Below are 12,875 nucleotides of genomic sequence, written 5' to 3'. Positions count from 1 at the left end.
TTTAATCCAGTTTATTTTTTTCAATATATTTCAGAAAAGCTATTGTTCCGATAAAATTAATAAGTGCATATGTCAGGGCTATATCCATAAACTCAGGCCTGCCATGCATAAAACCTATTAGCGCGATTACAACAACGGCTTTTGTGCCTATCAGGTTTACGGACAACACCCGGTCGAATATAGTGGGCCCTTTTACAGCCCTGAAGAGTACACAAAACACACCGATAAGGATTATCACTGCTATAAAGCTGAACATTTTTAAGCTTCTATCCTCAATATTTTTTTCTCTATATCTTTGTTTCTTATATCCTGAGCATGCTCCTTTGTTATCGCATGCACCAGTATTTTGCTGTTTTCAATTTCGATTGTAACTGTACCGGGGGTTAAGGTAATGGAATTGCCAAGAGCTGTTTTCCCGTAATCGGTTTTCAGATCAGTTTCCGTTTCCACCAGTTCCGGGGATATAGGCATTTTTGGGCTGAGGACAATGTATGCAACCTGAAGATTTGCTACAATAATTTCCCAGAAAAGCCACGGCAGATAGGCTATAAATTTAAAAATCCGCTTTATTCCGGCTAAACTTATATCCTCAATAAAGTAATTATAGGTAAAGTAAGCTGCAATCAGGGAATATATTACTGCTGAGGTCACAATAATTACTGTAAAGTGACCTGAAAGCATAAACCAGAAAATCAGCAGAGCGATAAATGTGAGAATAAATTTCATGACTTAGGTTATACGTTAATTCTTTTTACTCTGTCAAGAAAATTCAAAAGCTTTTTTATTTTGAGATGAAAGCTATTTCCTACTAATTTGAAAGGGTTTTATAAAAAAGTGAAACGGTGTATTAGTGTTAAGAACTAAGTGCTGAGTTTACAGGGCCGAGTAGCAAGGTGTAAGTTTCAACCCATACTGCCACATATACAATTTTCAATGTTTAGCATAAAACAACTAAAATTTAATTTTGTGTGCGCGTTTGCACCTCTAATTACCTCAAATACCTCAATTACCTTTAACAACCTCATCTTCACCCATTACTCTTTACCCATCACGGCTTTTTAAAGCTTGACTATTATTTTAAGAAATTGTAAAAAAAATTATCTCCGAGTTTATAAGTCTAAGTCGGTAAAATACGATATGACTTATGAACCGGTTGGGTTCAGCCCCCAGGGTTTGGACGGAAACGCCCATGCCTCCCGAAATTTGGAAAGGAGATAACTGGTAGTTTTATAATATTGATAAAATATTAAGCCGGTTATCTGTTTACAGGTAACCGGCTTTTTTATTGAGGGTGAAATGAAAAAATTAAAGGTTGAAGATGCTGTGGGCGAAAAACTCGCTTATGATATCACTGAAGTTAATCTGGATACTAATTTCAAAGGCGTAGCATTTTACAGGGGGCATTTTATTGAAGAAAAGGATCTTGAGCATCTTCTGCGTCTGGGAAAAGAGTATGTCTTTGTTGAAGAAGATGAAGCCGGTGAAGTACATGAAAACGATGTGGCAACAGCAATAGCCCCTTTGGCAGCCGGAAAAAATATTTATTACAGCGAAGCTCCCAAGGAAGGAAAAATAGATTTCTTTGCCGCTGCCGATGGTATTTTTACTGTCGATACTGAAACTGTGTTAAAAATCAACAGTATGGAAATACCTTCAATGCCGACTATAAGTGACAAATACCCTGTTACTGCAGGCACAAAAGTTGCAGCATTCAGGATTATCCCTCTGACATGCAAAAAAGCAATATTTGATGAAATGAAAACAATTATGAAGCAACCAGTCCTGTCGGTAAAAAAATACACAATTAGCAGGGTATCGATAATAGTAACAGGTAATGAGATATATTATGGTAAAATTGAGGATAAATTTACGGAAAAACTGAAACAAAAGCTTACAAAATTTGGAGTAAACAATATAAACAGCAGGATACTCCCGGATGATGAGACGGTGATTGCCTCAGCCGTTAAAGAGGAGTCAAAACAAAGCGGACTGATACTAATTACAGGCGGGACATCTGTGGATCCGGATGATAAAACAAGGCTGGGGATAGAAAATGCCGGGGTTGAATTTGTACAAAAAGGCAATCCAATACAGCCGGGCAATAATTTTTCCATCGGCTATCTTAATAGCACCACTGTCTGTGCAGTGCCTGCGGCAGCACTGTTTTATAACATAACATCTCTTGATATTTTCCTGCCTCAAATACTGGCTGAAATAAAAGTAACAAAGAATGACATTGTATCAAAAGCAATCGGCGGTCTGTGCCATCAATGCAAGGTTTGCGTTTATCCGGTATGTTCTTTCGGGAAGGGTGTATGTTTGAGTTAGACGTTATAAAAAGACTTAAAGGGATTGAATTTAATTTTAAATTCAATGCCGATTCTAACAGAATTGTACTTTTCGGCCCTTCAGGTGCCGGCAAATCCTCTATTATCAAGATGATAGCCGGTTTTTTCAGTCCTGATAAAGGGCATATAAAGTTGAATGAAAACACATTTTTCGACAGCAGCAGCAAAATAAATTTACCGGTAAATATTCGTAAAGTGGGCTATCTTCCTCAGGAATATACACTTTTCCCCCATCTTAATGTAAAGGAAAATATACAATACGGGTTAAAATTTTCGGATAAAAGCAAAGCCGGATATAGTATCGGTGAGGTTGCAGAGAAGCTCGGCATCTCGGACAAACTTGACTCGTCAGTCCAAAAACTATCCGGCGGGCAAAGACAACGGGTAGCGTTGGCGCGCATACTTGTACTAAAACCGTCGATTCTCCTGCTGGATGAGCCTTTCAGCGCACTGGACAGCAGTACCGCCGAATCCTTAAGGGAATTGGTGGCTGATATTTCAGATGAGCTGAATATTTCGTCTATATTTATAACCCACAATCTGAGTGATGCCTATCTGTTTGCAAAAGACCTGATTCTCGTGGAGGGGGGCAGGATTGTTGAATTCGGTAAAAAGGAAGAGTTGTACAGCAATCCTGCATATACTGAATCCGCCCGTCTTATGGGGTTTAAAAATGTATGGAATGCCTATCAGGTATCCGGTGGCCGTGTTTTGTGCGACAATGGATATGAGTTTACGCTGGATAAGGAAAGCAAAAAGAAAGACGCCACTCATATTTGCATCAGACCGGAAAATGTTATGATTATAAGACCGGATCACGATATAAAGTCCAGTCTCAAAGAAAATATAGTAACCGGCCGTATAAACAGTATGAAAAATGCAGGCAAAGATTATTTTATCAGAATTATATCTGACAACGGGTTGACTATACACTCAGTTGTACCGGTACACGCCTGTGAAAAAATGGATCTCTGTATCGACAAAAAAATCAGTGTTTCCCTGAAACAGCAGAGTATAATTTTAACAACTGACAGATAAAAGGAGGTTTGTATGAAGTTTTTATTAAGTCTTGTTGTGTGTCTTTTTGCATTTAATGCGTACGCAGAAAAAATTTACTGGTATCTTGCAGCCTCAATGACCAAGCCGGGAAAAGCTATTGTTAAGCAGTACAACAAAACACACGAGGATGAGGTTGTATTGATCCTCGGCGGCTCCGGGCAGATTCTGAATAAAATTATTTTATCAAAAAAAGGTGATATCTATACATCTGCTAACGAAAAATATTATAGAAAAGCGGCTTCTGATAATGTGGTTCTTAATGGGGAGAAACTGCTTGTCCAAACACCTGTCTTTGGTATTTCAAAAAGAGCTGAAACCAGGATTGCAAGTTTTGAGGCTTTGCTTAAGCCGGGGATAAAGATTGCCCTGGGAAATCCGAATACTATGGCTATAGGCAAAACTTACCAGATGAAAATAAAACCCAAGATGCCAAAACACATTGCCAAAAAGATTAAAGACAATACAATAATTAATCCCACCAATGTATCGCAAACCACTAATTATGTATTAAGCGGCACTGTTGATGCCGGTCTTATGTTTGATTCCGGCGCAAAGCTAAACAAGCTGGATTATGTTGAAATTCCCGATGAGTACAATACCGGAGTAACAGCTTATATTTCTTTGGTGAAATACAGCAAAAATAAGGAGCTTGCCAAATCATTCCTGGAATATGTAAGAAGCAATTCACATATATTTGAGGAATACGGTTATAATGTAGTAATGAAGAGAGCAGATTAATGAAATTGACAACAATTTCCGGCGTTTTCGTTTTAATACTGGCGCTTTTTATTTTACTGATAATTTCAGCCGGTTTTCTGCTGACGGATATGAGGAGCATAATATCCCTTTTAAAAGATGATAATTTTACAGAAGCTGTTGTTTTCGGTTTGAAAAGTTCACTGACAGCCACTTTTTTCTCAGCTGTTCTGGGAATACCTTCAGGCTATTACCTGGCCAGGAAAAAAAGTATGCTAAGCAGAATATGGGACAGCCTTTTTGACATACCTTTGATTATCCCTCCGCTGATAGTTGGTGTTTTACTTTTAACATTTTTTAACATATCTGCTGTTTCAAGGGTGATTGAGATTGTTTTTACATTTACAGGGGCTGTGACTGCTCAGTTTTTTATCTCCTTTCCCTTTACCGTTAAAGCTTCCAAAAGTGCTTTTGAAATGGTACCCCCTGTGTATGAAAGAATTGCAATGACTCTGGGGGCATCCCGCTTCAGATCTTTTTACGATACTACGTTTAAACTCGCTTTTAACGGAATAATGGGCGGATTAATACTCAGCTGGTTGAGGAGCCTCGGTGAATTCGGAGCCACCCTTATGGTTGGTGGAGGAATTGCAGGTATGACGGCGAATATCCCTATAAATATTTATCTGAACATGACTGAAGGTAATTTCCAGAAAGGTCTGGCAGCAAGTGTTTTGGTGGTTGTGTTTGCATTCCTCTGTGTGTTAGTTTTAAAGATGGTTTTCTCAAGGAAAGTATATAATGCAGAAGCGGAGTGAGAAAATGAACAAGTATGAAGAGGCCCTTAAAATATTAAGCAATATTTCCCTGAATTTTAAAGCTGAGCGGGTAGCTGTCAATGAAGCTTTTAACAGGGTTCTGGCTGAGGATTTATATACGGATTTCCCATTTCCGGACTGTAGAAAAAGTGCTGTCGATGGTTATGCAATCGTTATCTGGGATAAAATGGAATATACGATTAAAGGCGAGTCAGTACCGGGGGATTTAAGAAACGCAGATATTCAGGCTGGTGAATGCATTTTTGTAATGACCGGAGGAATTGTCCCTGATAATGCTGATGCGGTTGTACGGGTGGAGGACGTGGTGGAAGAAAATGATCACATTTTGCTGAATCGAAAGCCTGAAAAAGGGGTTAATATAAATCTGGCAGGTGAAGAGTTTTCGGAAAATACTCTTTTTGCCGAGTGCGGCAAATTGCTGGATAAGCTTGCTTTCCCTGTTCTCTGTTATTCCGGCAAAAAAGAGGTAAAAGTATATAAAAAGCCCAAAATTGGTGTTTTTGTAACAGGTGACGAAATACTTGAGCCGGGGGATGATTACAAAAGAGGTCATGTGTTTAATACAAACAGATATATATTACATTCCCTGCTAAGTCATTTACCTGCCGATATACATTATCTCGGACGTTTTAATGATGACGAGGAAGACATTGCAGAGGTTCTGGAAAGATCAGATGAGTATGATATCCTGGTGAGCTCCGGCGGCGTATCCATGGGCAAGTACGACTTTGTAAAGAAAATATTACATGAATACGATTATGAGATTATCATTAATAAAACGGCTGTAAAACCGGGAAGTCCCCTGATGGTCGCAAGGAATGAAAATTGTACAATATTCGGGATGCCGGGGTACCCGGCTGCATTTGCCACTAATCTGATTTTGTACCTTTTGCCTTTTGTCCGTAAAAGCTGTGGCATAAAAAATTTTGAGAATAATATTATTAAAGGAAAGCTGGGCACTTCTATGCGCTCAAGAATTAATGCACTGTATTTTAACAGGGCGATTGTAAAAATTGAAGACGGCGGGCCTGTTGCTTACGACCCTGGCTCCCAGAAAACGTCGCATTTTCTGAGTTTTTTTAACGTCAACGGCCTTGTAATGTTGGATGAAAATGTCGGGAGTCTTGAAAAGGGCAGTATTGTGAATATTATACCGGTCAGAGGTTTATAAATTATGAATTATATATTCGGCCCCGTGCCTTCCAGAAGGCTGGGGCGATCTCTTGGTGTTGATGTAATAGGAGAGAAAAAAATATGTACTCTGGATTGCCTGTACTGCGAGTTGGGTAAAACGACAAAAAGAACTGTTAAAAGAGGACATTTTGTCCCGGTTGATGAATTGATTGAGGAATTCAGCAATGAGTATGAAAAATTCCGGGACAATCTGGATGTGGTTACTATAACAGCGAGTGGAGAGCCTACGCTGAATATTGATCTGAAAGAAATAGCTTTGGAAATCAAGAAAATTATCCACCACCCTTTGGCTGTTCTTACAAATTCCACACTCATAACGGAGCCGGAAGTAAGAGAAGCGCTGCATGAATTTGACATTGTTGTTCCCAGCCTTGATGCAGCCGATGAAAATACATTCAGAGAGATAAACAGGCCGTTTGAAAGCATTTCACTTCAGGCGGTAGTCGATTCGCTTATTCTTTTTTCAAAGGAATTTGAGGGGAAACTTTACATAGAAGTTTTGCTGTTAAAAGGGATAAATGATTCTGACGAACATCTTAAGCTGCTTGCTGATATTATCAGGTGCTGTGATTATGATAAAGTTCAGCTTAATACGGCATTCCGCCCAGGTGCCTACAAAGAAGCTGTTAAACTTAATGATGTGGAGCTTTTAAATGCTGCATTGCGCCTGAAGAAACTTGGAATAGTTGTGGAGCCTGTGGAGAATTTTGTCAAAACGCTGGATATCAGTTCTGAAATTGATTTGAAGAAAACACTTTTGCGGTTGATAAATATGCGCCCCTGCAGCTATGGTGATTTGCATAAGCTTTTCGGGAAACAGGATAATCTTGATATTGTTGTGAAACAGCTTGTAGCTGAAAATTCTGTCCGCTCATTTGAAGAAAAGGGCGAAACATTTTACGTTTCACCCTTTATGAAAAAATAATTTTATTTTTCTTCGGAAGATTCCTCTGTTTCAGCTTCTTCCTCTTCAAGTTCTTCTTCTTCCTCAGTTTCAGGCTCAAGAGGCTCTTCTTTCGGTACAATTATTGATGCCACGGTACCTTCAGTGGGATCAAGCAGTGTTATTTCTTCCGGCAGTTCAAGCTCTGTAATATCTATCGAATCGTTTACATCCAAATGCGAAATATCCATTTCAAACTTTTCCGGAAGGTGTCTCGGCAGCGTTCTGATCATTATGCTGTCTATAAGCTGATTAACTATGCCGCCCTTATCGAGTCCAACGGGTTCTCCTGTAAGTCTTAGAGGAATTTCAATATCAACTTCCTGCCCTTTGGTAAGCTCCTGAAAATCCACATGAAGAATTTTATACCCCACATGTGAAAACTGAATATTTTTCAAAAAGCAGTTTATTGGTTCCTTTTTATCCGGGAAAACCAGATCGACGATAAAGTTTCCGTAGGGTCTTCTCTGCAAATCCGAAAGTTTAACAAAAAGAGAGGTACTTTCCTTTCCCCTGCTGCTGACAACAGCCGGAATCATCCCATTTTCCCTATTGTCTTTAAGCTGACCTTTTGTCATATCTTCTCTTGGGATGGCTTCCCATTTTACAGTTTCAAGCATATTTCCTCCTGATTTAGGTTTAATTATTTAATTTTTTTATTCATTCAGGCAAAAGTGCTACCACTATACCATAAATGTTCAGAATAGCAAATTTTATAAAAAGTTTAAAAAAAAGCAACAGAAGATTTGAAAAAATTGAAAAACCCTGCTGATAACAGGGTTTTTCAATTTAATAGGAGGTTTCTATGAAGAAACGGTATTTGCTTATTTAGTGCAGATGAATGCTCGGCACAATCCTTTTAAGCGTTTCTGTATCCACAATTCCTTTTCCCCTGTAGGCTATGTTGTCATCTGCATTAAAGATAACATATCCCGGAACGTTTGACTGGAATTTTTGTACGAACTCCATGTTGGCGTTATTTGCAATAAAAGATTTACCAACGATTTTTGTTCCTGAAGTCTGATTGAAAATGCTGATCTGTCTTGCAGCTTTACTTGCCTGGCTGCTGTTGATTACAAATTGAACCAGTGGAGCTCCACCCTGGGATTTTGCCTCTCTTATGAATTTGTTAATGGGCTTGTTTGCTTCCTGAATTACTGGATAAAGAGCATAAGAGATAATTGCACCCACAACTAATATGAAAATAATCAAAAAACGTAATTTCATTTTTCCCTCGTCATTTTTTGTTTTTTACATGATAATGATTGTTAACTTTAGTTCAAAAATATTTTAATAAAAGGAGGGAATTGTGCCGGGAGAAAAGAGCCTTGAAAAACTGCTTCGTTTCATGAATCCCAGTTTGGGTGAAAATGAATTTATTTTTTGCTCCTTAAGTGGAAGTGACTTAAGTGAATATTCATATTTATCACCGGAGGCAGCCGTCTTGGAGGAGGAGGGGATTTCTTTGGTTATTTCAAAGAACAAAGCTGACAAACACAACCTGAAATATGATACCGTTTTTAAAAAGATTACTCTCAATGTGCATTCCGGTCTTGATGCCGTCGGCTTGACTGCAATAGTATCGGCGAAGCTTTATGAGGAAAATATCCCGGCCAATATGACGGCAGGATTCTACCACGACCATATTTTTGTCCCTGTGCAGAAAGCAGAAGATGCCATGGAGGCGCTTAGTAAAATTAAATCCGAAGATCTTTGAGTATTTGTTTAATTGTGTATTGAGACTTTTGAATATTTGGGATATTGTCACCCTGAACTTGTTTCAGGGTCTCATACCTTATTGATAATACGAGATGCTGAAATAAATTCAGCATGACAAATAGAGTTATTCAAAAATCTCGTATTAGTATATTTGTTATTAATTTACCCGTAAATAGAACCTATCTCACCATTTCTCTATCTCTCTACTTACTCATTATTTGAAGTTCTCAATTGTTCAGTCCATCGGCACAAAAGCATATCCCTGATTCTGATAGCCGATTATAGACACATAACCGTTTTCCACTACATTGATAATGTCATAAATTTCTTCCGGCGAAATGCCGCGAAGTCCTATGGCTACGGCACACTGTTCCAATGTAACGTTATAGTCATTTTTCAGTGTTTTCAGCCTTAGGTAAATATCTTTCTTTATTTGTTTTTCATCTTTTTCGATATGATTGTCATTTTTTGTCATAAAATCCGAAGCTGCACCTCGGAAAGCAACCACAGCTCTGTATTTGGTATGAGATGAAATGTCGGAAAGTGTTTTTTCAATAAGTTTTAATCTCAATGAGAGAAGTTTCGGATTTCCCACATTTACATCAAAAACAATTTCGGCTGTATCCACCCCTTTCAGAGAGACGGGTGTGTTTTCTGACTCCTGTGCCTGGGCACTGAAAGCTGCTAATAAGAATATTATAAATGAAACGATAATCCTTTTCATAAAAACCTCCTTTATAATTATTTATTCAAGTTTCGCACTTACACTGTTTTCACGTCTTTGTTCACCCTGTTAAATATCAGCTTCGCTGATTGCCTGTGGCATTTAACAGGGCAGGGAGTGAGAACGACGAAGCAATCTCTTTATTTTCTTGTTTTGAGATTGCCACAACCCTGTTTCCACAGGGTTTCGCAAGGATGCCTATGGCATATATATTCGCTAAAAGCGAATGCTAGACAAAACGAAGTGCGAAACTTGATTTATTTAAATTAAGGATATGCACAATGCTGGATATAACAAGGTTAATTTGAGATTATTCAAGTTTACAATGTACATATGATATCAATCTAATCAGCTAATCTTTTCAGTTCTTCTGCTATCATCGGTATGCCGTCTTTGGGAATCCTGTGTGTCCATTCAGTTTCAATAAAAGTTGATATTTCTGTAAGGCCGGTGTTCAGAATAATACTATTGTCCACAACATCATCATTTTTGCTAATAATGATTGTTTTCTTCACACGATTTTTTTCAAGTTCTTCATCAATCATCTGTTTTAGTTGTTTCTCAGAATTCTTGTAAAGCACGCTTTTTATACCATGTTTCAAAAGGACTTCTGTTGGATTAACAGCCGGATTTATCAGCATGAAGGGAATTCTTTCTTTCAGTCCGAAATATAATGCCGGAAATCCACCAAAGCTGTTACCTATAAGAACGTTGTACTGTTTGATATTTTCAATTTTTTCCGACTCTGTCACATTTTCTTTCGTGTAATCAATAGAATAGCAGTCCACACTGCCAAGAATCTCTTTTAATGCTTTATATGTTGTTGATTTTTCTCTGGATGAATCAAAGCCGTGGAAATACAGTGTTTTCATAGTTTACCCCGCAGGTGAAAATTATCCGGTCATCTTTAAGCCGGGTGATGAGAGCACTATTCATATTCTAAGTTTAATTGAATAAGCGGATTTTTCTATAAAAATTTGTGTAAAAAGATCAGAAAAGTTTGGTATAATAAAACAAAAAGGTGTGAATCATGAAAACAATCGGCCTGCTCGGCGGTATGAGCTGGGAATCCACATTGATTTATTACAAAGCTATAAATGAGGGTGTCAAAAAAGAATTGGGCGGATTTCATTCTGCAAAAATTGTGCTGTACAGTGTTGATTTTGCTGAGATCGAGGAATTTCAAAATACCGGGCAGTGGGATAAAGCCGGTAAATTATTATCCGAAGCTGCAAAGGGTGTTCAGTGTGCCGGAGCCGATTTTCTGCTTTTATGTACAAATACGATGCACAATGTTGTTTATCAAATTGAAGAAAATATTGATATCCCCGTTCTGCATATTGCCGATGCAACGGCAGAGGAATTGCTCAGAAATAATGTCAAAAAAGCCGGTTTGCTGGGCACAAAATTTACAATGGAACAGAATTTTTATAAAAACAGAATCAGAGAAAAATTCGGTATCGATATAGTAATTCCCGGAGAAGAAGAGAGGAAAACTGTACATAAAATAATATATGAGGAACTCTGCCGGGGGATAATGAATTATACCTCCGAGGGGAAAATTCTGGAAATTATCAAGAGACTGAGTGAAAACGGTGCAGAGGCAGTAATTCTGGGATGTACCGAGATTCCGATGATTATCGGACAGGAGGATACCGCTATCCCTCTGTATGACACCACCCTTATCCATGCCGATGCTGCTGTGAAAAAAGCTCTGGGGATGCCGTGATGCGTATTCCTTAGGATTAAGTTTTAAGCGCTAAGTGCTAAGGAATACCTATTACCACTCAACCGATAAACCAATAATAATTATACCAATCAACTAATTACTCAAGTTTCGCACTTCTCTGTGTCTAGCATTCGCTTTTAGCGAATATATAGAATGTTAAACATATTTACCAGTCTAAAAGACTGGTGCTAGCCATAGGCATCCTTGCGAAACCCTGTGAAACAGGGTTGTGGCAATCTCAAAATGATAAAAAAGAGAGATTGCTTCGTCGTTACCACTCCTCGCAAAGACGTGTAATAAGTGCAAGTGCGAAACTTGTGTAATTACTAATCTCTGTTTTTGAAAAGCTTTGACTTGCATGATTATTTGTAATAATTTTCATGTTATGGCAAAACAAAAACTCCCCAAAACACCTGCGATCAGATATCTGGAACAATGCGGTATTGCTTTTGAACCGAGATTTTACAAGTACGAGGAGAGAGGCGGGACAAGGGTTTCGGCTAGAGAATTGGGTGTGAGTGAACATGTTGTAATAAAAACGCTTGTTATGGAAGATGAAAGTAACAAACCCTTTATTGTATTGATGCATGGAGACAAAGAGGTTTCCCTGAAAAATATGGCGAGGATTTTAAAGGTAAAATCTGTTCAACCCTGCTCTGCTGATACGGTAACCAAACACACCGGATATTTAACAGGGGGAACTTCACCTTTCGGGACAAAAAAGAGATTGAATGTTTTTATGGAAGAAACCATATTAAATCTCGATGAAATATTTATCAACGGCGGCAAAAGAGGGCTTTTGGTTAAGGCAGATCCTTCGGATGTTAAAAGAATCTTAAATGCTGAAAAGGTGAGAGTGGGTATAAATGACTGAAAAACTGTTAATTTTTGATATGGACGGAACACTGGTTGATACCAGGCACGATATAACGACTTCCATAAACTATGTAAGAGGTCTGAAAAACATGCCTCCTCTTACACAAAATGAAGTGCTTGAAATTATAAATCATAAAAGGGAAGAGCTGGCTAAAAGGCTGTATGACACCGATTCTTATCTGCCGGAAGACAGAGCAGTTTTTGAAGAACATTACCGGGATCAGTGCATTAAAAATGTTGCTCCATTTGATGGTGTGGTTGAAACTCTGACAATTCTGAAAAAAACAGGCGCGAAAATGTCAGTGGCTACCAATGCACCCACTGAGTTTGGAGAAAGGATTTTAAAAGCTGCCGGGATAGAATATTTTTTCGATTTTATTATAGGCGCATGCAAAGTAAATAACCCCAAACCCGATTCTGAGATGATTCATCTTATAGGAAAGCTTTATAACGGCGGGAACCTGAACCGTGAATCCACGTTTATAATCGGGGATAATTATACAGACATTACAGCCGGCAAAAATGCAGGTATAAAGTCCGTATTTGCTGACTGGGGTTATGGAAAATTTCACGCGGAGGCCAAACCTCATTATCATGCAGGTAATTTCAGTGAAATTCTGACAATTGTTGCCTGAGAAAAAGATATCGGAAAAGCATGTTTTTTTCAAAAAATTAAGTATTTAATTAAAGTTTCGCACTTCTCTGTGTCCTTGCGAAACCCTGTTTCACAGGGTTTCGCAAGGATGCC

Annotated in this window: 16 protein-coding genes and 1 riboswitch; of the genes, 10 read left to right on the top strand and 6 right to left on the bottom strand. The window is 38.4% G+C overall.

The genetic code is table 11. The features are described 5' to 3' along the window. Window position 1: 1 nt before the first annotated feature. Both UMU13_RS00325 and UMU13_RS00320 read right to left on the bottom strand, forming a co-directional pair. Window positions 2–256: a cation:proton antiporter gene (locus UMU13_RS00325; RefSeq protein WP_328216230.1), complete on the bottom strand. Its 255-nt coding sequence runs from the start codon at window positions 254–256 to the stop codon at window positions 2–4. A 2-nt stretch (window positions 257–258) separates the two neighbouring features. After that, window positions 259–726 (bottom strand): Na+/H+ antiporter subunit E, encoded by a 468-nt coding sequence (locus UMU13_RS00320; protein ID WP_328216229.1) that lies wholly within the window; start codon window positions 724–726, stop codon window positions 259–261. 363 nt (window positions 727–1,089) lie between these two features. After that, window positions 1,090–1,230: riboswitch (molybdenum cofactor riboswitch) on the top strand. 66 nt (window positions 1,231–1,296) lie between these two features. On the opposite strand from UMU13_RS00320, the gene UMU13_RS00315 reads away from it, so the two are divergent. The 6 genes from UMU13_RS00315 to UMU13_RS00290 are packed head-to-tail and all read left to right on the top strand — an operon-like array spanning window position 1,297 to window position 7,061. After that, window positions 1,297–2,328, top strand: coding sequence for a molybdopterin-binding protein (locus UMU13_RS00315; RefSeq protein ID WP_328216228.1), 1,032 nt, complete (start codon window positions 1,297–1,299; stop codon window positions 2,326–2,328). Next, window positions 2,316–3,386, top strand: a complete 1,071-nt coding sequence (locus tag UMU13_RS00310; RefSeq protein ID WP_328216227.1) for an ABC transporter ATP-binding protein — start codon at window positions 2,316–2,318, stop codon at window positions 3,384–3,386. Before UMU13_RS00315 ends, UMU13_RS00310 begins: the two co-directional genes overlap by 13 nt. 12 nt (window positions 3,387–3,398) lie before the next feature. Further along, the gene (gene modA, locus UMU13_RS00305) at window positions 3,399–4,145 is read left to right on the top strand and encodes a molybdate ABC transporter substrate-binding protein (RefSeq protein ID WP_328216226.1); all 747 of its coding nucleotides are present in this window, start codon (window positions 3,399–3,401) and stop codon (window positions 4,143–4,145) included. After that, window positions 4,145–4,921, top strand: a complete 777-nt coding sequence (locus tag UMU13_RS00300; protein ID WP_328216225.1) for a molybdate ABC transporter permease subunit — start codon at window positions 4,145–4,147, stop codon at window positions 4,919–4,921. The genes modA and UMU13_RS00300 overlap by 1 nt, the downstream gene beginning before the upstream one ends. A 4-nt stretch (window positions 4,922–4,925) precedes the next feature. Continuing rightward, on the top strand, window positions 4,926–6,113 hold the full coding sequence (locus tag UMU13_RS00295) for a molybdopterin molybdotransferase MoeA (protein ID WP_328216224.1): 1,188 nt from the start codon (window positions 4,926–4,928) through the stop codon (window positions 6,111–6,113). A gap of 3 nt (window positions 6,114–6,116) precedes the next feature. Further along, a complete protein-coding gene (locus UMU13_RS00290) occupies window positions 6,117–7,061 on the top strand; it encodes a radical SAM protein (RefSeq protein WP_328216222.1) in 945 nt (314 codons plus the stop codon). 2 nt (window positions 7,062–7,063) lie between these two features. On the opposite strand, the gene UMU13_RS00285 is transcribed toward UMU13_RS00290, so the two are convergent. Together UMU13_RS00285 and UMU13_RS00280 are read right to left on the bottom strand one after the other, a co-directional pair. Continuing rightward, window positions 7,064–7,699, bottom strand: a complete 636-nt coding sequence (locus UMU13_RS00285) for a 50S ribosomal protein L25 (protein ID WP_328216221.1) — start codon at window positions 7,697–7,699, stop codon at window positions 7,064–7,066. A gap of 208 nt (window positions 7,700–7,907) precedes the next feature. Continuing rightward, window positions 7,908–8,306, bottom strand: coding sequence for a hypothetical protein (locus tag UMU13_RS00280; RefSeq protein ID WP_328216220.1), 399 nt, complete (start codon window positions 8,304–8,306; stop codon window positions 7,908–7,910). A gap of 82 nt (window positions 8,307–8,388) precedes the next feature. Here UMU13_RS00280 and UMU13_RS00275 point away from each other — a divergent pair, with 82 nt between their 5' ends. Next, window positions 8,389–8,796 (top strand): ACT domain-containing protein, encoded by a 408-nt coding sequence (locus UMU13_RS00275; protein ID WP_328216219.1) that lies wholly within the window; start codon window positions 8,389–8,391, stop codon window positions 8,794–8,796. A gap of 237 nt (window positions 8,797–9,033) precedes the next feature. Here the strand turns inward: UMU13_RS00275 and UMU13_RS00270 are convergent, their stop codons facing one another. Then, complete coding sequence (locus UMU13_RS00270; protein ID WP_328216217.1) at window positions 9,034–9,522, bottom strand: DsrE family protein; 489 nt, start codon at window positions 9,520–9,522, stop codon at window positions 9,034–9,036. Window positions 9,523–9,866: 344 nt separating this feature from the next. Then, window positions 9,867–10,394 carry a YqiA/YcfP family alpha/beta fold hydrolase gene (locus UMU13_RS00265; RefSeq protein ID WP_328216216.1) on the bottom strand — a complete coding sequence of 176 codons (528 nt, stop codon included), beginning with the start codon at window positions 10,392–10,394 and terminating at the stop codon, window positions 9,867–9,869. Between the two features lie 158 nt (window positions 10,395–10,552). Between UMU13_RS00265 and UMU13_RS00260 the strand changes: the two genes are divergently transcribed. From UMU13_RS00260 to UMU13_RS00250, 3 genes are all read left to right on the top strand, one after another. Further along, window positions 10,553–11,251, top strand: a complete 699-nt coding sequence (locus UMU13_RS00260) for an aspartate/glutamate racemase family protein (RefSeq protein ID WP_328216215.1) — start codon at window positions 10,553–10,555, stop codon at window positions 11,249–11,251. Between the two features lie 385 nt (window positions 11,252–11,636). After that, window positions 11,637–12,125 carry a Cys-tRNA(Pro) deacylase gene (gene ybaK / locus UMU13_RS00255; RefSeq protein WP_328216214.1) on the top strand — a complete coding sequence of 163 codons (489 nt, stop codon included), beginning with the start codon at window positions 11,637–11,639 and terminating at the stop codon, window positions 12,123–12,125. Then, entirely contained in the window at window positions 12,118–12,762 is a 645-nt protein-coding gene (locus tag UMU13_RS00250) for an HAD family hydrolase (protein WP_328216213.1), read from the top strand. Before ybaK ends, UMU13_RS00250 begins: the two co-directional genes overlap by 8 nt. Window positions 12,763–12,875 lie beyond the last annotated feature (113 nt).

This window comes from Flexistipes sp. (genome assembly GCF_036172515.1).
Classification (GTDB): domain Bacteria; phylum Chrysiogenota; class Deferribacteres; order Deferribacterales; family Flexistipitaceae; genus Flexistipes.
The sequence above is the reverse complement of the archived record's forward strand: the minus strand, read 5'-3'. Positions and strand labels throughout refer to the sequence as shown.